The organism is Streptomyces sp. NBC_01166 (assembly GCF_045039765.1).
Lineage (GTDB): Bacteria > Actinomycetota > Actinomycetes > Streptomycetales > Streptomycetaceae > Streptomyces.
The window spans coordinates 6,705,809-6,727,902 of sequence record NZ_CP108613.1 but is presented as its reverse complement, the minus strand read 5'-3'; the positions used below and the strand labels follow the sequence as shown (position 1 = coordinate 6,727,902).

Annotated in this window: 18 protein-coding genes; 6 read left to right on the top strand and 12 right to left on the bottom strand. The window is 71.7% G+C overall.

From position 1 onward, the window contains the following. Positions 1 to 16 precede the first annotated feature (16 nt). Entirely contained in the window at positions 17 to 1,624 is a 1,608-nt protein-coding gene (locus OG379_RS30770) for an AMP-binding protein (RefSeq protein ID WP_405666257.1), read from the bottom strand. After that, a complete protein-coding gene (locus tag OG379_RS30765) occupies positions 1,621 to 3,297 on the bottom strand; it encodes an AMP-binding protein (protein WP_405666256.1) in 1,677 nt (558 codons plus the stop codon). The genes OG379_RS30770 and OG379_RS30765 overlap by 4 nt, the downstream gene beginning before the upstream one ends. Before the next feature lie 116 nt (positions 3,298 to 3,413). On the opposite strand from OG379_RS30765, the gene OG379_RS30760 reads away from it, so the two are divergent. Continuing rightward, the gene (locus OG379_RS30760) at positions 3,414 to 4,265 is read left to right on the top strand and encodes a response regulator transcription factor (protein ID WP_405666254.1); all 852 of its coding nucleotides are present in this window, start codon (positions 3,414 to 3,416) and stop codon (positions 4,263 to 4,265) included. A gap of 25 nt (positions 4,266 to 4,290) precedes the next feature. Here the strand turns inward: OG379_RS30760 and OG379_RS30755 are convergent, their stop codons facing one another. Beyond that, positions 4,291 to 5,409 carry a winged helix DNA-binding domain-containing protein gene (locus OG379_RS30755; RefSeq protein WP_405666252.1) on the bottom strand — a complete coding sequence of 373 codons (1,119 nt, stop codon included), beginning with the start codon at positions 5,407 to 5,409 and terminating at the stop codon, positions 4,291 to 4,293. Between the two features lie 105 nt (positions 5,410 to 5,514). On the opposite strand from OG379_RS30755, the gene OG379_RS30750 reads away from it, so the two are divergent. After that, complete coding sequence (locus OG379_RS30750; RefSeq protein ID WP_405666250.1) at positions 5,515 to 6,384, top strand: DMT family transporter; 870 nt, start codon at positions 5,515 to 5,517, stop codon at positions 6,382 to 6,384. 9 nt (positions 6,385 to 6,393) lie between these two features. On the opposite strand, the gene OG379_RS30745 is transcribed toward OG379_RS30750, so the two are convergent. Both OG379_RS30745 and OG379_RS30740 read right to left on the bottom strand, forming a co-directional pair. Continuing rightward, positions 6,394 to 7,425, bottom strand: a complete 1,032-nt coding sequence (locus OG379_RS30745; protein WP_405666248.1) for a glutathione S-transferase family protein — start codon at positions 7,423 to 7,425, stop codon at positions 6,394 to 6,396. Then, positions 7,422 to 8,915 carry an MFS transporter gene (locus tag OG379_RS30740; RefSeq protein WP_405666246.1) on the bottom strand — a complete coding sequence of 498 codons (1,494 nt, stop codon included), beginning with the start codon at positions 8,913 to 8,915 and terminating at the stop codon, positions 7,422 to 7,424. Before OG379_RS30740 ends, OG379_RS30745 begins: the two co-directional genes overlap by 4 nt. A gap of 129 nt (positions 8,916 to 9,044) precedes the next feature. On the opposite strand from OG379_RS30740, the gene OG379_RS30735 reads away from it, so the two are divergent. Beyond that, positions 9,045 to 9,449 (top strand): VOC family protein, encoded by a 405-nt coding sequence (locus OG379_RS30735; protein WP_393765446.1) that lies wholly within the window; start codon positions 9,045 to 9,047, stop codon positions 9,447 to 9,449. Here OG379_RS30735 and OG379_RS30730 read toward each other — a convergent pair. From OG379_RS30730 to OG379_RS30700, 7 genes are all read right to left on the bottom strand, one after another. Then, entirely contained in the window at positions 9,446 to 10,495 is a 1,050-nt protein-coding gene (locus OG379_RS30730; protein ID WP_405666244.1) for an aldo/keto reductase, read from the bottom strand. The two genes, OG379_RS30735 and OG379_RS30730, sit on opposite strands and share 4 nt — an antisense overlap. Then, entirely contained in the window at positions 10,492 to 11,880 is a 1,389-nt protein-coding gene (locus OG379_RS30725) for an LLM class flavin-dependent oxidoreductase (RefSeq protein ID WP_405666243.1), read from the bottom strand. The genes OG379_RS30730 and OG379_RS30725 overlap by 4 nt, the downstream gene beginning before the upstream one ends. 21 nt (positions 11,881 to 11,901) lie before the next feature. Then, positions 11,902 to 12,648, bottom strand: a complete 747-nt coding sequence (locus tag OG379_RS30720) for an ABC transporter ATP-binding protein (RefSeq protein ID WP_393765440.1) — start codon at positions 12,646 to 12,648, stop codon at positions 11,902 to 11,904. Then, on the bottom strand, positions 12,624 to 13,508 hold the full coding sequence (locus tag OG379_RS30715; RefSeq protein ID WP_405666241.1) for an ABC transporter permease: 885 nt from the start codon (positions 13,506 to 13,508) through the stop codon (positions 12,624 to 12,626). The genes OG379_RS30720 and OG379_RS30715 overlap by 25 nt, the downstream gene beginning before the upstream one ends. Continuing rightward, the gene (locus tag OG379_RS30710) at positions 13,505 to 14,569 is read right to left on the bottom strand and encodes an ABC transporter substrate-binding protein (protein WP_405666239.1); all 1,065 of its coding nucleotides are present in this window, start codon (positions 14,567 to 14,569) and stop codon (positions 13,505 to 13,507) included. The genes OG379_RS30715 and OG379_RS30710 overlap by 4 nt, the downstream gene beginning before the upstream one ends. A 13-nt stretch (positions 14,570 to 14,582) precedes the next feature. After that, positions 14,583 to 15,140, bottom strand: coding sequence for a flavin reductase family protein (locus tag OG379_RS30705; RefSeq protein WP_393765434.1), 558 nt, complete (start codon positions 15,138 to 15,140; stop codon positions 14,583 to 14,585). 343 nt (positions 15,141 to 15,483) lie between these two features. After that, positions 15,484 to 16,737, bottom strand: a complete 1,254-nt coding sequence (locus OG379_RS30700) for an ROK family protein (RefSeq protein WP_405666238.1) — start codon at positions 16,735 to 16,737, stop codon at positions 15,484 to 15,486. A 414-nt stretch (positions 16,738 to 17,151) separates the two neighbouring features. Between OG379_RS30700 and OG379_RS30695 the strand changes: the two genes are divergently transcribed. From OG379_RS30695 to OG379_RS30685, 3 genes are all read left to right on the top strand, one after another. Further along, positions 17,152 to 18,354, top strand: coding sequence for a DUF1266 domain-containing protein (locus tag OG379_RS30695; RefSeq protein WP_405666236.1), 1,203 nt, complete (start codon positions 17,152 to 17,154; stop codon positions 18,352 to 18,354). Next, a complete protein-coding gene (locus OG379_RS30690) occupies positions 18,351 to 19,523 on the top strand; it encodes a DUF1266 domain-containing protein (RefSeq protein ID WP_393765428.1) in 1,173 nt (390 codons plus the stop codon). Before OG379_RS30695 ends, OG379_RS30690 begins: the two co-directional genes overlap by 4 nt. A gap of 128 nt (positions 19,524 to 19,651) precedes the next feature. Continuing rightward, positions 19,652 to 22,066, top strand: coding sequence for an endonuclease/exonuclease/phosphatase family protein (locus tag OG379_RS30685; protein WP_405666234.1), 2,415 nt, complete (start codon positions 19,652 to 19,654; stop codon positions 22,064 to 22,066). Positions 22,067 to 22,094 lie beyond the last annotated feature (28 nt).

Here is a 22,094-nt window from a genome sequence, read left to right as displayed (position 1 = left end):
CGGCCTCCGGCGCGGGCTACGCGCCGTATCCCTCCCGCAGTTCGACCTTCCGGACCTTACCGCTGACGGTCATGGGGAACGCGTCCAGAATGCGCAGCCCGCGCGGGATCTTGTAGTGCGCCAGCTGATCCCGGCAGTACGCCGTCACCTCGTCGAGCGTGGGCGGGTCGGCCGGATCGCGCGGAATGACGCAGGCCAGGATCTCCTCGCCGTACCGCTCGTCGGGCACTCCGACCACCTGGACGTCGGCGATCTTCGGATGGCCGTAGAGGAACTCCTCGATCTCGCGCGGATACACGTTCTCTCCCCCGCGGATGATCATGTCCTTGATCCGGCCGACGATCTGGACGTAGCCGTCCTCCCGCATCGTCGCGAGGTCCCCCGTGTGCATCCAGCGCCCCGCGTCGATGACTTCGGCGGTCCGCTCCGGCTGGTCCCAGTAGCCGAGCATCACGCTGTACCCCCGGGTGCACAGCTCACCGGCCTCACCGCGTGGGAGGGTCACGCCCGTCACCGGGTCGACGACCTTCACCTCGATGTGCGGCATCACCCGGCCGACCGTGCCGGTGCGACGCTCCAGGTCGTCCTCCCGCCGGGTCTGGGTGGAGACCGGCGAGGTCTCCGTCATCCCGTAGCAGATGGAGACCTCCTCCATGTGCATCTGGGCGACGACCCGTTTCATCACCTCGACCGGGCAGGGCGATCCGGCCATGATCCCCGTCCGCAGCGAGGAGAGGTCGTACGAGGCGAAGTCGGGCAGGCCGAGCTCCGCGATGAACATGGTGGGTACGCCGTAGAGCGAGGTGCAGCGCTCCTGCTCGACGGCGGCCAGCACGGCGGCGGGCTCGAAGGACGGCGCGGGGATCACGATGCAGGCGCCGTGCGAGGTGATGCCGAGGTTCCCCATGACCATGCCGAAGCAGTGGTAGAACGGCACGGGCAGACAGACCCGGTCCTGTTCGGTGTAGGCGACCATCTCCCCCACGAAGTAGCCGTTGTTGAGGATGTTGTGGTGGGAGAGCGTGGCGCCCTTGGGGAATCCGGTGGTGCCGGAGGTGTACTGGATGTTGATCGGGTCGTCGCACGACAGTTCCGCCTCGCGGTCCGCAAGTTGCCCGGCGGTCACCGATCCCGACGCGGCGGTCAGCTCGTCCCAGGACGGGTCGCCGATGTGGTGGACGGACCGCAGTGCGGGGCAGTTCGCGCGGACCTGGCCGACGAGCGCGCGGTAGTCGCTGGTGCGGTGGGCGAGCGAGGCGACCAGGACGGAGATCCCGGCCTGCTTCAGCACGTACTCCAGCTCGTGCGCACGGTAGGACGGATTGATGTTGACCATGACCGCGCCGATGCGGGCCGTGGCGTACTGGACGAGGACCCATTCCGGGCAGTTGACCGCCCAGATCCCGACCCGGTCGCCCTTGGCCACCCCGGAACCCATCAGTCCGCGGGCCAGCTCCTCGACGGCGGCCCCGAACTCGGCGTACGTCCACCGGCGTCCGGACACCACGTCGACGAGGGCCTCCCGGTCCCCGTACGCCTCGACCGCCCGGTCCAGGTTGCGTCCGATGGTGTCGCCGAGCAGCTCCGTGCCGCTGGTGCCGTGCGCGTAGGAAAGGCCGCTCATCGCAGGTCCCCCTCGTCGAACTCGGTGCCGGCCCCCTGCGCGGTCCGCTCGCGCAGCTCGATCCTGCGGATCTTCCCGGAGACGGTCTTGGGCAGCTCGGCGAACTCCAGCCGGCGGATGCGCTTGTACGGGGCGAGGACCGCCCGGGAGTGCTCGAAGAGCACCTTGGCGGTGGCGGCGCCGGGCTCCCAGCCCGCGGCGAGCACGACGTACGCCTTCGGGACGGAGAGCCGCACCGGGTCGGGGGCGGGGACGACCGCCGCCTCGGCCACCGCCTCGTGCTCCAGCAGGGCGCTCTCCAGCTCGAACGGCGAGATCTTGTAGTCGGATGCCTTGAACACGTCGTCGGACCGGCCCACATAGGTGATGTAGCCGTCCTCGTCCCGTGCGCCGATGTCACCCGTGCGGTAGTAGCCGCCCGCCATGGCTTCGGCCGTGCGCTCCGGGTCTCCGTGGTAACCCGTCATCAGGCCGACGGGGGCCGTGGACAGGTCGAGGGAGATCTCGCCCTCCGCCACGCCCGGTTCACCGGTGACCGGGTCCAGCAGCTCCACCTTGAATCCGGGACTGGGACGGCCCATGGAGCCGGTCTTGAGCCGCTGCCCCGGGGTGTTGGCCACCTGCACGGCGGTCTCCGTCTGCCCGAAGCCGTCCCGGATGGTGACGCCCCAGGCGCGCCTGACGCTCTCGATGACCTCCGGGTTGAGCGGCTCGCCGGCGGCGACGACCTCACGCGGCGGTGTCCTCAGCTGCGCGAGGTCGGCCTGGATGAGCATCCGCCAGACCGTCGGCGGGGCGCAGAAGCTGGTGACGGCCGAGCGGTCCATCTCCGCCATCAGCCGGGCGGCGTCGAACCGGGTGTAGTTGAAGATGAAGACGGTGGCCTCGGCACTCCACGGCGCGAAGAGGTTCGACCAGGCGTGTTTCGCCCAGCCGGGCGAGGAGATGTTCAGGTGGACGTCGCCGGGCTTGAGCCCGATCCAGTACATCGTCGACAAGTGGCCCACGGGGTACGAGACGTGGGTGTGCTCCACGAGCTTGGGACTGGCCGTGGTGCCCGAGGTGAAGTAGAGCATGAGGGGTTCATCGGCGTCCGTACCGCGGTCCGCGGTGAAGGTCTCCGGCGCCTCGTCGGCCCCGCCGTAGGAGATCCAGCCCCGGACGTCGGCGCCGACCGAGATCCGGGTGTAGTCGCCGGGTACCTCCTCGAACTTGTCGGTGTCCGCCGACCGTACGAGTACATGGCGGACCTTGCCGCGCTCGACACGGTCGCGCAGGTCGGCCGGCCCCAGCAGGGGGGTGGCGGGGATGACGACGGCGCGCAGCTTCATCGCGGCCAGGGCCGTCTCCCACAGTTCGGTCTGGTTGCCGAGCATGACCAGGATCCGGTCGCCCGCGGCCACGCCCTGGTCCCGCAGCCAGTTGGCCGCCCGGTTGGAGCGGGAGGCCATCCGGGCGAAGGACACCTCGGTGCGGCCGCCGTCCTCCTCGACGATGTGCAGGGCGGTGCGGTCGTTGTTCTCGGCGATGACGTCGAACCAGTCGAGCGCCCAGTTGAATTCGTCGGGGCGGGGCCAGCGGAAGCCCTCGTACGCCGTGGTGTAGTCCTCACGGTGCTCGATCAGGAAGTCCCGGGCCGCCCGGAACGTCTCCGTCGCATTCGTTGCCGGCATGTGCTCTCCTCGTCGCGAACCCGTCCTTCGGCCGTAACATCATGTAAACAGTGACCCAGATCTCACCACCCCCGGACGGGGGTAGGTCCGACAGGGCTCCGACGGGACGGAGAGTCATGGGCGTACCGGAACCGGGCGAGGCGACCGAGCTGCGGGCGGCCATGCTCAGGCTGCGCAGGACGAGCGGGCTGCCCGTGGTCTTCGGTGGGCTGCTGTCCGACGCCCGCCACGCCCGGATCGCCGAGCTGAGCGGGGCGCAGACCCCCGCGCTGCGCGGGCTCGTCATCTCGGCGGGCAGCGGGCTCGGCGGAAAGGCGATCGCCCTGTCACGGCCGTGCGCGGTCACGGACTACCCGTCGTCGCGCCACATCAGCCACGAGTACGACGCGGCCGTCGCGGCGGAGGGCCTGCGCTCCGTCGTCGCGGTGCCCGTCGTCGTACGCCGGACGGTGCGCGGTGTGCTGTACGGGGCGCTGCGCGAGCCGCTCACGCTCGGGGACCGTACGTTCGACGCGGCGGCTTCGGCGGCCCGCGACGTTGAGCAGGCCCTGGCCGTACGGGACGAGGTGCAGCGGCTGCTGGCGGCCACCCGGGAGCAGATCGCCGATCCGGGCGTGGGCCCCGGCACCTGGGAGGACGTCCGCGAGGCTCATCGTGAGCTGCGCGCCCTCGCCCCGAAGATCGTGGACCCGGCGCTGCGCGGCGAGCTGCTCGCCGTGTGCGGACGGCTCGCGTCGGCCGCGGGGGCGGACCGGCTGCCGGTGTCCGGGCGGGTGCGGCTGGCACCGCGGGAGGTCGATGTGATCGCCTGCGTCGCGTCGGGTGCGACGAACGCCGTGGCGGCCGAGCGCCTGGGGCTGCGGCCGGAGACCGTGAAGAGCTATCTGCGGTCCGCGATGCGGAAACTGGGTGCGCACACCCGGCTGGAGGCGGTGGTGGCGGCCCGGCGCGCGGGGCTGCTGCCGTGAGCCGGGCCGTGCGGGCCGGGAGGGCTCAGTCCCCGAAGTCGACGAACGTGGCGAACCGGACGTCGTGGGCGGGCGCCGGGGACATCACCGTCAGCATCTCCACGGCCTCCTGGGTGATCTCCTCGCGGGTCGCCCGGTCGAGCGTGCCCAGGGCCTGCACCGTGACGGTCGCGGTGTCCCGGGTCTCGTCGAGCCGCCAGAGCGCGGCGAGGAAGCCGTCGGCCAGGACGGTCCCGTAGGACTGGTTTCCCACACCGTTGCGGCCCTTGTACGCGGGCGGGATCACCCGGGTCCGGTCGGCGTGGCCGAGCAGGATGTTGTCGAACTCGGGGAGGAAGCGGGGCGGGGCGGGGGTGTCGGGGCCGGGGCGCGGGGCGTCGGGCAGATCGAAGAGTTCGACGCCGTTCTCGTCGCGGAAGGTGACGAGCCGGGGCCGCAGGCGTTCGAAGACCTCGCGCATCCGGGTGAGTCCGGCCCACATCTGCATGTCCTTCACCGAGGCCGGGCCGAAGGCGCCGAGGTAGCGCAGGACGGTCCCGTCGGGCGAGGCCGCCGGGAGTGACGGAGTGCCGAGCCAGTGCTCGGCGGTCGTCAGGGCGACCTGCCCGCTGCGCCCCCACAGCCCGCGCGGGGTCACCTGGACCAGCGGCAGCCGGCAGCGCGCGGCGACCGCGAGTGCCCGGGGGTCGGCGTCCGGCCAGTGGAGGAGGAGTTCCTCCCGCAGTTCCTTCATGGTGCGGGGCCGTTCCTCGACGAGCTCCCTGGCGAGCGCGGAGAGCCGGTCCGGATCCACGCCCGTGAGCCCGCTGCGGAACATGTTCAGCTCCCGGTCGCGCGCCGGTTGGACCAGGGGGCGCAGCGTGAGGGCGTCCTCGGCGGTGTGGGTGTGGATGGTGGAGCGCAGGCTGACGATCCTGACGACCTCGCGGGACTCCATCAGCTCCGAGAGCGCGGCAGGGGCGAAGCCCTCCAGCCGGGAGTAGAGCTGGAAGTACGGCGGCCTGGTGTTCTGCGCCTGCAGGCCTACCAGGCGGCTGACCGCGTCCTTCACCGGCACGGCGGTGCGGCGGAGCAGCAACTGGCGGTCCATCGTCGCCCTGTTGAGCGCGCGGGGCGAGAGCACGGGAGCGTATCTGGCGGCCATGGCCCGCAGACTACGCGTGCCCTGTGACACCGGCCCGGAACGGGCGACACTCGCACGGGTGCGGAGCACCGCTGCCGGGAGGGCATCGGCCCTCATGATGGGGCGGTGATCAGCGTCCTGTTCGCCGTTCTGACCGCGCTCAGCAACGGCACCGCGTCGGTACTGCAGCGCCGCGCCGCCCTCGAGGTGCCCGACAGCGAGGCGATGCGCCTGTCCCTGATCGGGCATCTGCTGCGGCAGAAGGTGTGGCTGGCCGGGATCGGTCTCGTGATCGTCGCCGCCGTCTGCCAGGCGGTGGCTCTGGCCACGGGCCCCATCGCCGTGGTCCAGCCGATCTTCGTGATCGAACTGCCCGCGACGCTGGTGGTCGCCGGGTTCGTCATGCGGGTCGGGGTGCCGCGCCAGGTCTGGCTGGGGGTGGCCGCCGTGACCGTGGGCCTGGCCCTCGGCATGGCGGCCGCCGCGCCGGTCGGCGGCAGCGAATACGTACAGGGGGCGGCCTGGATCCCGGCCCTGGTGGCCACCGGGATCTTCGAGGCGGCGCTCATCGCCGCGGCGCTCGGTACCTCCGGCAACGCCCGGGCCGCGCTGCTGGGGCTGGCCGCGGCGTGCGGGTACGCGCTCACCGCCGCGCTGATGAAGGACGCCATGTCGCGGCTGGACGCCGACGGCGTGACCGGCCTGCTGACCGCGTGGCAGCTGTACGCCACCGCGGTGGCCGGCGTGGGCGCGCTGTTCCTCCTCCAGAACGCGCTCCAGGCCGGCTCCCTCGTGGCGGTGCAGCCGATGCTGACGCTCGGGGACGCGCTGATCAGCATCTGCTACGGGGTGACCCTGTTCGGGGAGGAGCTGCGGACCGGGTGGTGGCTGCTGCCCCAGCTGATCGGGGTGGCGCTGATCACCCTCGGCTGTGTCGTCCTCGCACGCTCCCCGCTGGCGACCGCGAAACCGGCGCCGCCACCGCGCGTGAGCTGACCGGGGCGGTCAGGGCCGCCCTCGCGCCGGGACCTCCTCGCCCGGCGGCACCGGGCCGGGCGGGGTGCCGTCGCCGAACGGCCGGCCGCCCAGCTGCTCCCGGTGGTGCGGGGCCGTCCAGCCCGACAGGTCGGGGCCGAGCGGCACGATCCCGGTCGGATTGATACCGGTGTGCACCTGGTAGTAGTGCCGCTTGATGTGGTCGAAGTCGACGGTGTCCCCGAAGCCCGGGGTCTGGTAGAGGTCACGGACGTACGCCCACAGGACGGGATCCTCGGCGAGCTTCGAACGGTTGCACTTGAAGTGGCCGTGGTAGACGGCGTCGAAGCGCACGAGGGTGGTGAACAGCCGGATGTCGGCCTCGGTGATCGTGTCGCCGACCAGGTAGCGCTGTTCGGCGAGGCGTTCGGAGACCATGTCCAGGCGGCGGAACACATCGACGTACGCCGCCTCGTACTCCCCCTGCCCGGCGGCGAACCCGGCGCGGTAGACGCCGTTGTTGACGTCCCGGTAGATGCCGTCCATCACCTCGTCGATCTCCCCGCGGAGCCGCTCCGGGTAGAGGTCGGGGGCGCCGGGTCGGTGCAGGCCGGTCCATTCGGTGGCCAGGTCCAGGGTGATCTGCTGGTAGTCGTTGGTGACCAGGGCCCGGGTCGGTACGTCGACGATCGCGGGCACGCTGACCCCGCCCGGGTAGCCGCGCTCCCGTGCGTCGTAGGCCTCGCTCAGGTAGCCGATGCCGAGCACCGGGTCCTTGGCACCCTTGTCGAGGGTGAAGCGCCAGCTGCGGTCGTCCTGGATGGGATCGGCGACGGCCAGGGAGAGGGCGCTCTCCAGACCGAGCAGCCGCCGTGAGACCAGGGCCCGGCTCGCCCAGGGACAGGCCCGGCTGACGACCAGGCGGTAGCGACCGGCCTCGACGGGCCAGCCGTCCCGGCCGTCGGCGGTGATGCGGTCGGCGAAGTGGCTGCGGGAGCGCTTGAAGGGCTTGTGGCCGTACGAGGTGTTCCCGCCCTGCTCCCGGTCCTCGGTGCCGCTCATGGTGTTCTCCTCGTGGCATCGGTCGCGTCGGACGTCTGGTCACGTCTCCTTCCCCGTCTGCCCGCCGCGACATCGGCCAGAGCCACGATCAGCCCCGCGAGGACGAACGCGACCGAGACGAGGAGCCCGTGGTCGTAGGCCGCTGCCCAGTCGCCGTCGCCCAGTTGGGCGAAGAAGAGCGAGCCCACCGCGGCGATCCCGATGGACGAGCCGACACGCTGGCTGGTCTGGAGGGTGCCGCCGGCGCTGCCCCCGTTCTCCACCGGCACCTCGGAAAGGGTGAGGGTCTGGTTGGGCGCGATGACGAGTCCGCTGCCCAGGCCGGCCAGGAGCAGCGGGGCCGCCATCGCGAGCCCGGCACCTCGCCCCGGCACCAGGTGCGCGGCCAGTGCGGTGAGCCCGAGCCCGACGGCCACCATGGTGAGGCCCACGACGATGAGGGGCCGCCCGAAGCGGCCGACCAGCCGGCCGCCGATGCTCGCCGACGCGCCCGCGCCCAGGGCGAACGGGGTGATCGCGAGACCCGCCTCCAGGGCGCTGTAGTGCAGCCCGGACTGCAGGTAGAGCGTGCTGATGAAGAAGATCGAGGTGAAGCCCGCGAAGTACAGCAGGATCATCAGGCAGCCCAGCCAGAAGGACCGGAGCCGGAAGAGGGACAGGTTCAGCACCGGCTGGACGTTCCGTCGCGCGCAGCGGGACTCCCAGGCGACGAACGCGGCGAGGAGGACAGCGGCCACCGCCACGAGCAGCCACTTGCCGTTGCCCGGCCACTGCTGCGCCTGGACGAACGGCAGCAGCAGGGCGAGCACCCCCGCCCCGAGCAGCAGGACTCCGACGGGGTCCAGGTCGCGCGGGCGTACGCGGCCCGCCGACGGGGTGTCGGGGAGCAGCCGCCGGGCCAGCAGGAGGCACACGAAGCCGATCGGCAGGTTGACGTAGAACACCCAGCGCCAGCCCTCCTGTGCTCCGGCCCCCTGGATCAGGAGGCCGCCCAGGAGCGGTCCGACGGCGGTGGAGATGCCGACCACGGTGCCGAACATGCCGAAGGCCCGGCCCCGCTCGCGGCCGGAGAACATCTGCTGGATCAGCGCGGAGATCTGGGGCGAGAGCAGCCCGCCCGCCGCGCCCTGGAGGAGCCGGGCGATGACCAGCCAGAGACTGGACTGGGCGGCTCCGCAGGCTGCGGAGGCCAGGGTGAAGAGGGTCAGCCCCGCCATGAAGACCGCGCGCCGCCCCCGTGCGTCGCCGAGGCGTCCGCCCGGGATGAGGACGAGGCCGAAGGCGAGCGCGTAGCCGGACAGCACCCACTGGAGGTCGGACTCCGGGGTGTCGAGGCCCTCCTTGATGGACGGCAGCGCCACATTGACGATGGACACGTCGAGCAGCGTCATGAAGCCCGCCACCAGACAGACGGCGAGGGCACGCCAGCGACGGGGGTCGGAGGGGCCGGGGCCAGGCATGCCCGTCCGGTGCTCCGTGCTCTCTGCCATGTCCCGCACCCTAGTTCGCGTCCGCCCGGTCACCGTCCCGGGCGCGCCGTGCGGCGGTGCGGTGAGCCCCCGTCAGCCCCGGGGGTGCCGGTGCGGCTTGCCCGGCCCCATCGGGGGTAGCCGTGGGGCATGACTGTCGGGAAAACGAGCGTTCTGGTCCTGGACTGTGCCGAGCCTCTTGAGCTCGCGGATTTCTATGCGAACCTCCTCGGCGCCGAGACGCGGATCGGGAGCGATCCCGACTTCGTCGAAATCGTCGGCAACACCGGTGTGCACCTGGCCGTCCGCCGTGACCACGGCTACGCGCCGCCGAGCTGGCCCCGCCCGGACGACTCGCTGCAGGCTCATCTGCGCATCCTGGTCGACCCGGGTGACATGGACGAGGCCGAGCGCGAGGCGATAGGCCTCGGCGCCCGGCCCGTGGACACGGGGAACAGCAACAGCGGCCCCCGTGACGTCCGGCTCTACAACGATCCGGCCGGGCACTCGTTCTCCCTGGCCGTGTATCCGGCGCGGCAGCCGGAGAACCGCTAGGCCGTCACCCGCTGGGCCGTGCGGCGACGCAGCGCGGAGTCGGTGAGTGACGGCGGGGTGTAACCGGTGTCGCGTGCCGAGAGGTTGGTGCCGGGCGGGACGATCTCGTCGATCCGGTCGAGGACGTCCCCGCTCAGCCTCACCTTGTCCGCGCCCAGCTGGCTGTCCAGCTGTTCGAAGGTGCGCGGGCCGATGATCGCCGACGTGACGGCCGGGTGTTCGAGCACGAAGGCCAGGGCGAGCTGCACGAGGGTGAGTCCGGCCTCCTCGGCGAGCCGGGCCAGGGCTTCGGCGGCGGCCAGCTTGGCGGCGTTCTCCGGTGCGGAGACGTCGAAGCGTGCCGCCTGGCGGTCGGCGCGGCTGGACGCGGGCTGCTCGGCGCCCGTGCGGTACCGGCCGGAGAGCCAGCCGCCGGCCAGCGGGCTCCAGGACAGCACCCCCAGCCCGTAGCGCTGGACGACCGGCAGGACCTCGCGTTCGATGCCCCGTGCCAGCAGGGAGTACGGCGGCTGTTCCGCGACCACGCGTTCGCGGCCCCTGCGCTCGGCGAGCCACTGGCCCTCGACGATCGCGGACGGCTCGAAGGTCGAGGTTCCGATGTAGCGGATCTTGCCCTGGTGGACCAGGTCGGAGAGCGCGCCGAGGGTTTCGTCGAAGTCGGTGTCCGGCTCGGGGCGGTGCACCTGGTAGAGGTCGATCCAGTCGGTACCGAGCCTGCGGAGGCTGTTCTCGACCTCACGGATGATCCACCGGCGGCTGTTGCCCCGCTCGTTCGGGTCGTCACCGAGGCTGCCGTGGAATTTGGTCGCCAGCACCACGCCGTCGCGCCGGCCGCCGGCGAGGGCCTTGCCGACGATGGTCTCCGACTCGCCCGCGGAGTAGACGTCGGCGGTGTCGAGGAAGTTGATCCCCGAGTCCAGCGCGTGGTGGATGATCCGGATGCTGTCGTCGTGGTCGGGGTTGCCGCGGGGGCCGAACATCATGGTGCCGAGGGCCAGCGGGCTGACCTTCACGCCGGTACGCCCGAGGGTGCGGTATTCCGTCATCCCGCGTTCACCCCCACGAGTCCGGCGAGGCCGATGCCGGTGTGGCCCGCATCGCTGTCGACGGTGTCGAACAGCCGGTTGGCCGGCCTCGGCAGGCCGTAGTGCTCACGCAGGGTGGTTCCGGTGTACTCGGTGCGGAAGAGGCCCCGCTCCTGGAGGATCGGGACGACCCGGTCCACGAAGACCTCCAGCCCGGAGGGGAGCACGGCGGGCATGATGTTGAAGCCGTCGGCCGCCCCGCTGTCGTACCAGTGCTCGATGGTGTCGGCGACCTGCTCGGCCGTTCCGGCGAAGGTGCGGTGTCCGCGCCCGCCGCCGAGCCGCCCGATGAGCTGTCGCACCGTCAGCCTCTCGCGCCTGGCCAGTTCCACGACCAGGGTGTAGCGGCTCTTGGCGCCCTCGATCTCGTCCTCGTCGGGAAGGTTCTCCGGAAGCTCCCGGTCGAGGTGCAGCTCGGACGGGTCGAGCTTCAGTGTCTTGGCGAGCTGGCGCTTGGCGTACTCGGGGACGATGAGCCGGTCGAGTTCGGCGTCCAGTTCCAGTGCCTCGGCCTCGGTGTCGCCGATGACGGGGACGATGCCGGGGAGGATCTTGATGCCGTCCGGGTTGCGCCCCAGCGCCTCGGCCCGCTGCTTGACGTCCTTGTAGAAGGCGATGCCCTCCTCCAGGGTCTGCTGCGCGGTGAACACCGCCTCGGCGTAACGGGCCGCGAAGTCCTTGCCGTCCTCGCTGGACCCCGCCTGCACGAGCAACGGGTATCCCTGGGGCGGCCGTTGGACGTTGAGGGGGCCGTCGACCCGGAAGAACTCACCGGTGTGAGCGATGGTGCGGACCCGGTCGGCCAGCGCATGGACACCGGCCTCCTTGTCGGCCACGACCGCGTCGTCCGCCCAGCTGTCCCAGAGCTTCGTGGACACCTCGACGAACTCGGCGGCGCGCCGGTAGCGGTCGTGGTGCAGGGGCGTGTCGTCGAGGCCGAAGTTGCGGGCCGCGTCGGCACCGGCGGTGGTGACGATGTTCCAGCCGGCCCGGCCACCGGAGACGTGGTCGAGCGAGGCGAACCGGCGGGCCAGGTTGTACGGCTCGTTGTAGCTGGTGGAGGCGGTGGCGATCAGGCCGATGCGCTCGGTGACCCCGGCGAGCGCGGTGAGCAGCACGGTGGGTTCCAGCTTGGCGGCGGGCCGCCGGCCGGGGTCACCCATGAGGACGGGTCCGTCGGCGAGGAACAGGGAGTCCAGGAGCCCGCGTTCGGCGATGCGGGCCAGGGTCTTGTAGTGCTCCAGGTCCGAGTTGGCCTCGGCGTGGCTCTCGGGGAGCCGCCAGGACGCCTCGTGGTGGCCGGTGGACATCAGGAAGGCGTTCAGATGGAGCTGCTTGCGCGGCATGGGTGTCTTCTCCTCGGAAGATCAGTGCGTGATCTGGGGCTGTGCCACGCCGAGGGCGGCGAGCAGGGTGTCGCGGTACTCCTGGAAGCGCGGTTCGCGGCGGGAGCGCGGGGACGGCAGGTCGATCCTGAGATCGACGGAGATGAGGCCGTCCTCCAGGACGAGGACACGGTCGGCCAGCTCCACGGCCTCGTCGACGTCGTGGGTGACCAGCAGCACCGCGGGGCGGTGGCGTTCGTACAGCTCGCGCAGCAGGTCGTGCATCTTGATCCGGGTCAGCGCGTCCAGGGCGCCGAACGGCTCGTCCGCGAGGAGGAGTTCGGGTTCGCGCACGAGGGCACGGGCCAGGGCGGCGCGCTGCTGTTCGCCGCCGGACAGCTCATGGGGCCAGGAACCGTCACGGCCCTCCAGTCCCACCTCGGCGAGCGCCGTCAGACCTCGCTCGCGGGTCCCGGGGCCGCGCAGTCCGAGGACGACGTTGTCGAGCACCCGCAGCCAGGGCAGCAGCCGGGAGTCCTGGAAGGAGAGTGAGACCCTGTCGGGTACGGAGAGTTCCCCGGACCCCTCGACGGTGTGGTCGAGGCGGGCGACGGCCCGCAGCAGGGTGGACTTGCCGGAGCCGCTACGGCCGAGGAGGGCGGTGAACTCCCCTTGGGCTACGGTCAGATCAAGTTTCTTGAGGATGTCCCGGTCACCGAAACGCCGCACCAGCCCGGAGGTGCGGATCGCGGGCCGGGTCTCCGTCAGCCCGCCAGTGTGCGTCGCCATGACAGGACCTTCCTTTCGACTGCGCGTACCGCCGCGTCCGAGGCGAAGCCGAAGATCCCGTAGGCCACGAGGCCCACGATGATCACGTCGGACTGGGCGTACTGCTGGGCCTGGAACATCATGTAACCGATGCCGCTGGTGGCGTTGATCTGCTCGACCACGATGAGACCGAGCCAGGACGAGGTGACGCCGAGCCGCAGGCCGACGAAGAGGCCGGGCAGCGAGCCGGGCACGACGACCTTGCGGATGAACGTCGCACGGCTCAGGTCGAGTCCCTCGGCGAGTTCGACGTACCTGCTGTCGATGCCGGTCAGCGAGGCGTACGTGTTGATGTACATGTTCACCGCGACGCCGAGAGCGATCACGGTGACCTTCATCTGCTCGCCGATGCCGAGCCAGAGGATCAGCAGCGGGAGCATGGCCAGGGACGGGATCGCCCGCTTGATCTGGAGCGGGCCGTCCAGCAGGTACTCACCGCTGCGGCTCAGCCCCGCCGCCACGGCCAGGATCACACCGGCCGACACCCCGAAGAACAGGCCGAGACCGGCGCGCTGGAGCGAGATGAGGACGTTGTCCTGGAGCCGGCCCGTGGTGACCAGGTCGACCGCGGTGGCGAACACCGTGCCGGGTGAGGAAAGGATCCGCGGGTCGAGGTAGCCGGACGCCGAGGCCGCCCACCACGCGAGCACGAGCAGCGCCGGGCCGATCAACCGTCCGAAGGGCAGCGCCCGGCCGGGGCCGAGACGCCGGCGGGTGCCCCGGGAGACTTGTGCCGTCCCCCCGCCGCCCGGTGGTCCGGCCGGCTGCGGCTCCGCCGTCTCCGTGCCGGTCGTCCGCGCTTTCGCCAGCAGGTCGGTCATGACCCCTCCCGGTACTCGGCGGCCACGGCGTCGGCCGCCAGCCTTTCGAATCGGCGGTCGAAGAGCTCGGAGGCCTTCTGCTCCGGTACGAAGCCCCCCTCGGCCAGCAGATCGGCGGTCTTCTGCTCCCAGTCGACGGCCTCGTCCCAGCTGACCGGGAACTGCGGCTTCCGATAGGAGTCGACGATGCGCCGGCCGTCCGCCTTCGACACGCCCTGGTCCTTCACGTAGTACGTGTCGATCCACTCGTCCTGGTTCTCCCAGGCCCATACCTGGCCGCGCGCCCACAGCGGTACGAAGCTGCGCACGGCCTTCGCCTTCTCCGGGTCGTTGAGGACCTCGTTCGGTGCCCAGAGCACGGTCAGCAGGTCGACGACCTTCGTCTTCACCCCGCGGGCGCCGTCCTTGCCGTACTGGTCGAGATACTTCGTCAGGGTCGGCTCGCCCAGCGGGGCCACATCGACCTGCGCGGACTGCAGCGCGGTGAGGAACTGGGTGCTGGGCAGGTCGACCAGTTCGACGTCGGAGTTCTTCAGCCCCGCCTCCTCGAGCGCTCGCAGGACGACGACGCCCTGCGCCTGGCCCTGGGAGAACCCGATCTTCTTCCCCCGGAAGTCCTCGGCCCTGGTGATGGACGAGCCGGGGGCCGTCGCAAAGGTGTAGAGCGGGTGCCGGCGGACCTGCACGGCGACGATTTTCGCCTGGACACCGATGGCGTGCGCCTGGATCGGCGGAATTCCCGCGTTGGTGGCCAGATCGATCGATTTCGCGCGGAATCCCTGAATGACATCGGGACCGGCGGAGAGGTTCGGCCACTCGGCGACGGTGAAGGGCAGTTCCCGGGCCAGCCCCGCCGGCCCCAGCTGGAGCTGTGTCGTACGGGCGGCGATCTTCAGTTTCGTCCCGGACGCCGGATCTCCGGACGGAAGAGCGCCGACGGGTTCCGCGTCGGCGACGGATTTCACCTGCGGCGAGCAGGCGGCGAGGCTCAGTACGGTGCCTCCCGCGAGAGCGAGGAACGACCTCCGGGCCAGGGCCCGCCTGTTGTCGTGGCGTGTCATCGTGAATTCCTGATCACTGGTCGGGCGCGGGGCGGATGGAGTGGTAGGAGCCGTCGTGGAAGAGCAGCGGGCTGCGCCCCTCGTCCAGCCAGGACTCCTCGACCCTGGCGACGACGATGCGGTGGTCGCCGGCCGGGACGATGCTCCGGAAGGTGAGCCGCAACCAGCCGGTCACCCCGTCGAGCACGGGTTCCCCGCCGGGCAGCCGGCGCCAGCGGGTCGGGGCGGCGAACCGGTCGATGCCGCTGGTGGCGAACGTGGTGGCCAGCTGCTGCTGCTCGGCTCCGAGGAAGTTCACCACCGCCGTCGAGGCCCGCTCGATGTGTGGCCAGGACGAGGTGTGTGTGCCGATCCCGAAGGAGACCAGCGGCGGGTCCAGGGACAGCGAGCTGAGCGAGGTGGCGGTGAATCCCACCGGCCCGCCCCCGGCGTCGGCGGTGACGACGACGACGCCCGCCGGATACCTGCGGAAGGCCTGCTTGAAGCGCTCCGGCGCGATACCGGGGGCGGCTGGGGTCGTGGCGGGTTCGGAGGGGCGGACGGCGGCGTACGAGGACACGGTGACGGTCAATGTCTCTCCCCGGTCGGAGGGTGGAATTCGGGCATGCGGAATCGCACGAGGCCTGCGGGAGCACGCGGAGGCGTACGGGCGTGAGGGCATTCGGGCGGAAGGGGAATCACGCACGGATGCGGACCGCCCGGAAATTCAGCTGGGAATTGTCGGTTTCCCGGTCAGGGGCGACAACAGGAGCGCCGGGCGTATTCGCTCGACGGCGCGGCCGAGCGGCAGGAGTGTGCCGTTGTCGGCGCGTTCTCCGAATTCCGCTGTCGGCTGGTCATGAATCCATCTTCCCGTCGGGGTGGGGCCGGGTCAACAATGCAACGTTCTGAATTAAAGCGACTATCGGCGGAGTTCAGGACACCGCGGGCAGCGCGGGCCAGGGACCCAGCGGGTCGGTGTAGAGCGCGCCCAGCGCCACCGCGCCGCCCGCCGTGGCGAGCACCGATCCGGTGAAGCTGCTGGGCACCACGGCCCGTTCGGGGTCGTCGCAGACCCAGGAGCGCCTGCCCACCTCCTCGCGGAGGTCGGCGAGGCACTCGGGCAGCCGGCCCGCTCCGGGCTCGACCACCACCAGGCACTCCGGGTCGAACATGTCGAGGAGCAGCGCGGCGGCCCTGCCCACCAGCCGGGCGCGGCGGCGGAACAGTGCCACGGCGCGCGGCTCCCGGGCCATGGCATGGTCCAGCAGCTCCTGGAAGGTGCTGACGTAGAGGCTCTGTGCGGCGGCACGGCGGATCATGGCCCGTTCGGACACCTCGGACTGCAGGCATCCGGTACGTCCGCAGCTACAGGGCTCCGCGTCGCCCGATCCGCCCGATCCCAGGGGGAGATGGGCCACGCTGCCGGCGCCGGAGCGGGGTCCCCGGTGCAGTTCACCGGCGGTGGCGAAGGCGCCGTCGACGACCGCGCCGATGAAGAGCAGCACCGTGCTCCGCCGGGTCGAGACCTCGCCGAACATCTGCTCCGCACGCGCCAACGCCCGTGAGTGGCTGTCCACATGGACCGGGAGGCCGGTGGCGGCGGACAGGATCTCGCGTACGGGAACGGCGCGCCAGCCGAGGTGTGGATGCTCCACGACGACTCCGGCTGCGGGGTCCACCCGGTGCCCGGTGGCGAAGCCCAGCGCGAGCACCTCCCGGCCGGCGGCGTGAGCCGCCGTCAGCAGCGGCAGCCTGGCAGCCAGGTCGCCGAGAATACGGCCCGGGTCGGTGGCGAGGTGCGGTCGGCGGTCCTCGGCCACGACCCGGCCACGCAGGTCCATCAGGGAGACCGTCGAGTGGGCGACCGCGACATGGGCCCCGGCCACCAGGAAGCGGGAGGTGTCGATCTCCAGGGGCACATGAGGGCGCCCCAGCCCGCGCGGTCCGGTCGTCTCGGCGCTCTCACGGACCAGACCCCGGGAGAGGAGCTGCGCCACGTGGCCCGTCACCGAGGCGGGTGAGAGGCCGGTGAGCCGGGCGACGGTGGAGCGGGCCACCGGGCCGTGGTCGAGGATCGCGCCCAGCACGGGCCCCGTGCCGGAGGCGCGGCGGACGGGTCCGGACGAGGGGATCTCGGAGCGGCGCGGGGGCCGGGGTCGGCGGGTGGGCGCAGGCAGACGTGTCACAGGTCTTCCAGGTCCTCGATGGCAGCGGGCGTGGAGGTGAGTGCCCCGGAACGGGGGCCTCCTGACGGAACCCGGCGGCATCGTGCCGGCCGGCGTCCCGCTGAGCCGTGACGGGGCGTCCCGCGCGTGGCCGGGGAGGAGGCGGATCCTCCAGGGGCGCGTGGACTACGGGATGTTCAGCCCCGGTGACACGCCGCGGAGCACACGCGCTTCAGGTCGACATGACCTCGCGTCGTCAGGTGTGCGGATCGCTGCATGTCACGCAACGTATCCGGAACGCCGTGAGGCGGTCAAACACCTGACCGCATGGTGGACTCCCGCACCGCCCGGCCGACTGCCTTCCTCCGTACGCGGTTCCACGGAGCATCGCAGGTCGCCGAGCCGGCCGTCGGACGCGTTCCGTAGAATCCGACCGTGACGACGGGGACAGGGACCACGGGGGCGCCGGCGCCGGGAGCCACAGTGCCCGGGGCGGGCTGGGCGCCGCCGACGGAGACGGAACGACTGCTGCACGAGGCCACGACGGCCGGTGACCGGGGCGCGCTGCCGGCCGCGCTCTCCCGGAGCAGGCTGTTCGTACGCGTCGCCAGGCTGCACGCGGACACCCCCGGCTTCACTCCCCCGCTCCCCACGCAGCCCGACCCCTCGACGCAGGGCCGCATGTGTGTCGCGGTGCTGACGTCCGGCATGCTGCCTCCCTGGCACCCCGACTGGGTGTTCGAGGCGACCGCTCTCGACGACCTCGCGCGCCGCTGGCCGAACGGCGTGAAGTGGCTGGTGGTCAATCCGGGCACCCCGTGCGCCGTCACCCTGGAGGCCGGGCCGGGGCGTCGCCGGGCGTGGCTGAAGGCCCACGCGCGGTCCGGCGGGCCCCAGGCGGGCCGGCTGCTGACCCACCGGGCCGGCCCGCTGCACGGGCCGGTCGCGCACGGTTTGGCCCTCGGCGCCCATCTCGCCGTGCACAACGGTCTCGTCTGGAACGACCTGGGCGCCGCCTACGAGGGATACGGGACGGATCGCGCCCGGCTCCGTAATCCCTGGAGGGTGCTGGACCGCGCCGGCTACCACGGGACACTCGAAGCGCTGTTGTCCACCCAGCTCGTGGGCCGTACCTACGAGTCGGTGCTCGGGATCCGTCGCACCCTCGCCGGGCGGCTGGGGCGCACCCCCACCGCTCCGGAGTGGTCCGCCGCGCTCACCGACGCCCTGGCGCGCCGCCGGTCCGGCCCGTCGGAGTCGGCCGAGGCCCATGAGGCACTGCGGCTGGCCGTCACGTACGAGGACCGGTTCCGCGCGGACGGCGCCCTCGGCCCCGGCGAACGGGTCGACACCCTGGCCGCCTTCGACTACGGGCGGGCGGTCAACGTCGTACGGCTCGCGCTGGGTGCCCGCCTCTGCGATCCGCACGAGGCCGAACAGGCCGTGCTGCGGATCGGCGCACTGGCCAGGCAGGCCTACGGCTCCTGGGCGCAGTTCTCCCTCGGCTACTCGCTGACCCGCGTGATGCACTTCGACGAGGACGATCCGTCCGGGGTGAAGTACGAGCAGTCACTCGCCCAGCACCGCGTCCTCACCCAGGACCCCGACAGCCCCTACCGGAACATCCCCTGGTCATGAATCAACTGCCCCCCTACCCCGGCCAGGGCGCCCCCTGGGCGCCGCCGTCCGTGACGGAGCACCTCCTGCACGAGGCGGGAGCACGCGGTGACGCGGAGGCCCAACTCCGCGTGCTGGCGGGCGAGGAGCTCTTCATCGCCGCGCCGAAGGCAGAGGTGGACGCGGCTCCCGACATGATCACGTGGCGCTCGCACCGGGACGAGGCCGGACGGAACTGCCGGCCGGTGCTCACCCGGGGGATGCTGCCGCCGTGGCATCCGGAATGGGTGTTCCACGCCGTCTCCCTCAAGTGGATCGCGGAGTTCGGCTGGCGGGACCCGAAGCAGTTGTTGGCCGTCAATCCGGGCACACCGGCGGGGGCGCTCTTCCCGGCCACACCCCCGCACCGCGCGATGTGGCTGCGCTACCACGCGGAGAACGACCGCTCCCGGTCCGACCGGCTGATCGCGCTGCGCCACGGGGCGCTTCACGGCCCACTGGCCTACGGGCTGGCCTGCGGGGCACATCTGGCGGTCGGCAACGGCGTGCCCTGGAACGAGGTCGGCACCGTCTACCACGAGTACACGTGCGAACGGGAACTGCTCCGCGAGTCCTGGGGCATCACCGAACCGACGGGCTGGCGCAAGCAGTTGGACATCCTGCTGGACGCGCACAACAGTCCGCCCGAACCGGACTTCGTACTGCGGGTGCGTGAACAGCTCGCGGCCGGGCTCGGCGAGCAGCCCTCCGCGGAGCTGTGGCGGGAGACGGCCGCCGGGCACGCCCAGGACATCGGGGTCGGCCACGACACGGTCAGCGACATCGAGGCGCTGGTACGGCGCATCCTCAGGTACGAGGCCAGGTTCCGCGCCGACGGGCTGCTGCCGCCGGACGGCCGGGTCAGCACGACGGTCGCCTACGACTACGGTCGCGCCGTGAACCTGGCCAGGTGGGGGCTGTCCGCCCGTTTCTGCTTCCCTCAGGAGGCGGAGCAGGCCGTCGTGTACGCCGGTGCGCTGAGCAAGTCGGCCTACCGGTCCTGGGAGGACTTCTCCGCGGGATACGCGCTGGGCCGTGTCCTGCGGTTCGACGGTGAGGACTACGGCGAGTACTACACGAGCAATGTCACGGCGCACCGTCTGCTGACGGAGAGCGAGGGCAGCCCGTGGCGGAACATCCCCTGGCGCTGAACCGGTACTACGGCACCGGGCGGTACGAATGGCGGTGATGACGCCCGGAATTAACCTCCGGTCTCTTGCCACGGCCGTTCTACGCGCATAGTTTTTGGCCCCTCACTACACAACTGGGGGCAGTTCCCGTGCACATAGCCAGACCCGGCTCCGCCCTGCTGGCCGCCGCCGTCGCCGTGACCCTGTCGGTGACCGCGCTGCCCGCCGCCTTCGCGGCACCGTCGTCGTCGGCCGTCATCTCCGAGGTGTACGGCGGCGGGGGCAACTCCGGCGCGACGCTCACCCGTGACTACATCGAGCTGGCCAACGCCGGCGGGACCTCCTTCGCGCTGTCCGGCTTCAGCGTCCAGTACCTCCCGGGGGCGCCCTCCGCCGGATCGCTGTGGCAGGTCTCCGCCTTGTCCGGCGCCGTCGCACCCGGCGGCCGCTACCTCGTCGCGCAGGCCGCGGGCACCGGCGGCACGGTGGCCCTGCCCGCCCCCGACGCGACCGGCACGACTCCCATGTCCGCGGCCAGCGGCACCGTCGCACTCGTCTCCGGCACCACCCCACTGACCTGCAGGACCGCGGCGGACTGCGCCGCCGACACCCGGATCGTCGACCTCGTCGGCTACGGCTCCGCGGTCGTGCGCGAGGGCGGCGGCCCGGCGGCGGGTGCCTCCGCGACCGCTTCCGTGGCGCGCGGCACGTCCCTGGCGGACACCGACGACAACGCGGCCGACCTGACCGCCGGCGCCCCGACACCGGTCAACGCGGCCGGCGAGACCTCCGGCGGCTCCGGGCCGGGCGAGCCCGGCGGGCCGACCGAGCCCGGCACGGTGCGGGTGCACGACATCCAGGGCACGACCCGTCTCTCCCCGCTCGCCGGGCAGCCGGTCTCCGGCGTCCCGGGCGTCGTCACCGGCGTACGGACCACGGGTTCCCGCGGCTTCTGGATCCAGGACACGGCACCGGACGACGACTCCCGTACGAGCGAGGGCCTGTTCGTCTACACCGGATCCTCGGCCCCCGCCGTCGCCGTCGGCGACTCGGTGCTGGTCAGCGGCAAGGTCGCGGAGTACTACCCGGCCACCGGCGCCCAGTCGCTCACCCAGATCACCGCCCCGCTGACCACGGTCCTGTCCTCGGGCCACCCCCTGCCGGAGGCGGTCGTCCTCGACGCCTCCTCGGTGCCGGGCGCCTATGTGCCGACGGCGGGCGGCGGTTCGATCGAGGCCCTCGCCCTCGACCCGGCGGCCTACGCCCTGGACCTGTACGAGTCGCTCGAGGGCTCCCGCGTCACGATGGCGGACACCCGGGTGACCGGCGCGACGACCGCGTACGACGAGGTCTGGGTGACGGTGAAGCCGCGGGAGAACCCCACCCGGCGCGGCGGCACGCTGTACGCCTCGTACGAGGACCAGAACACCGGCCGCCTCAAGGTGATGTCGCTGGAAGCCGCGCGGCCCGTCCCGGTCGCGGACGTGGGCGACGTGCTGTCCGGCTCCACCACGGGCGTCGTCGACTACGCGTCGTACGGCGGCTACAACGTGCAGGCCACCGAGCTGGGCACGCTGAAGGACAACGGCCTGAAGCGCGAGGTGACGCGCAAGCAGAAGCGCAAGGAGCTCGCCGTCGCCACGTACAACGTGGAGAACCTCGACGCGGCCGACGAGCAGGCCAAGTTCGACACGCTCGCCCAGGGCGTGGCGGTCAGCCTCTCGTCCCCGGACATCGTGTCGCTGGAGGAGATCCAGGACGACAACGGTGCGGTGAACGACGGCACCGTGGGCTCCGAGGCGACGCTGAAGCGCTTCACGGACGCGATCGTCACGGCGGGCGGCCCCCGCTACACGTGGCGCTACGTAGCGCCCGCCGACGGCCAGGACGGCGGCGAGCCCGGTGGCAACATCCGTAACGTCTTCCTCTTCAACCCCGACCGGGTCGATTTCGTGGACCGTCCGGGCGGCGACGCGACCACCGCCGTGAAGGCGGTGAAGACCAAGAAGGGCGCCACCCTCTCGGTCTCGCCCGGCCGGATCAACCCGACGAGCACGGCCTGGGACAGCAGCCGCAAGCCGCTGGTGGGCGAGTTCCGCTTCCGGGGCGAGCCGGTCTTCGTCATCGCCAACCACTTCGCGTCGAAGGGCGGCGACCAGTCCCTGCACGGCCGCTACCAGGAGCCGGCGCGCAGCTCGGAGACGCAGCGCGTGCGGCAGGCGGCCGAGGTCAACACCTTCGTCACCTCGCTGCTGAAGGCGGACAGGTCGGCGAGGGTCGTCACGCTCGGCGACCTGAACGACTTCGCCTTCTCCCCCACGATGAAGGCGCTGACCGGTGGCAAGGTGCTCAAGCCGCTCATCACGACGCTGCCTGCGGGCGAGCAGTACAGCTACGTCTACGACGGCAACTCGCAGACGCTGGACCACATCCTGACCAGCCCCGCGATCCGCCGCTTCGACTACGACGTGGTGCACATCAACGCGGAGTTCGCCGACCAGGCGAGCGACCACGACCCGCAGATCGTGCGGATCGACGTGAAGGGCCAGGGCCACCGGCACTGACCCACCCCGGTGGCGGCCCCGTGCGGGC

What these genes read in the sequence shown, in the direction of transcription:
- OG379_RS30690 (WP_393765428.1), top strand. Translation starts at nt 18,351, where the DNA reads ATGAATCAACTGCCCCCCTACCCCGGCCAGGGCGCCCCCTGGGCGCCG.
- OG379_RS30725 (WP_405666243.1), bottom strand. Translation starts at nt 11,880, where the DNA reads ATGCCGCGCAAGCAGCTCCATCTGAACGCCTTCCTGATGTCCACCGGC.
- OG379_RS30770 (WP_405666257.1), bottom strand. Translation starts at nt 1,624, where the DNA reads ATGAGCGGCCTTTCCTACGCGCACGGCACCAGCGGCACGGAGCTGCTC.
- OG379_RS30730 (WP_405666244.1), bottom strand. Translation starts at nt 10,495, where the DNA reads ATGACGGAATACCGCACCCTCGGGCGTACCGGCGTGAAGGTCAGCCCG.
- OG379_RS30755 (WP_405666252.1), bottom strand. Translation starts at nt 5,409, where the DNA reads ATGGCCGCCAGATACGCTCCCGTGCTCTCGCCCCGCGCGCTCAACAGG.
- OG379_RS30720 (WP_393765440.1), bottom strand. Translation starts at nt 12,648, where the DNA reads ATGGCGACGCACACTGGCGGGCTGACGGAGACCCGGCCCGCGATCCGC.
- OG379_RS30740 (WP_405666246.1), bottom strand. Translation starts at nt 8,915, where the DNA reads ATGGCAGAGAGCACGGAGCACCGGACGGGCATGCCTGGCCCCGGCCCC.
- OG379_RS30745 (WP_405666248.1), bottom strand. Translation starts at nt 7,425, where the DNA reads ATGAGCGGCACCGAGGACCGGGAGCAGGGCGGGAACACCTCGTACGGC.
- OG379_RS30765 (WP_405666256.1), bottom strand. Translation starts at nt 3,297, where the DNA reads ATGCCGGCAACGAATGCGACGGAGACGTTCCGGGCGGCCCGGGACTTC.
- OG379_RS30760 (WP_405666254.1), top strand. Translation starts at nt 3,414, where the DNA reads ATGGGCGTACCGGAACCGGGCGAGGCGACCGAGCTGCGGGCGGCCATG.
- OG379_RS30735 (WP_393765446.1), top strand. Translation starts at nt 9,045, where the DNA reads ATGACTGTCGGGAAAACGAGCGTTCTGGTCCTGGACTGTGCCGAGCCT.
- OG379_RS30715 (WP_405666241.1), bottom strand. Translation starts at nt 13,508, where the DNA reads ATGACCGACCTGCTGGCGAAAGCGCGGACGACCGGCACGGAGACGGCG.
- OG379_RS30710 (WP_405666239.1), bottom strand. Translation starts at nt 14,569, where the DNA reads ATGACACGCCACGACAACAGGCGGGCCCTGGCCCGGAGGTCGTTCCTC.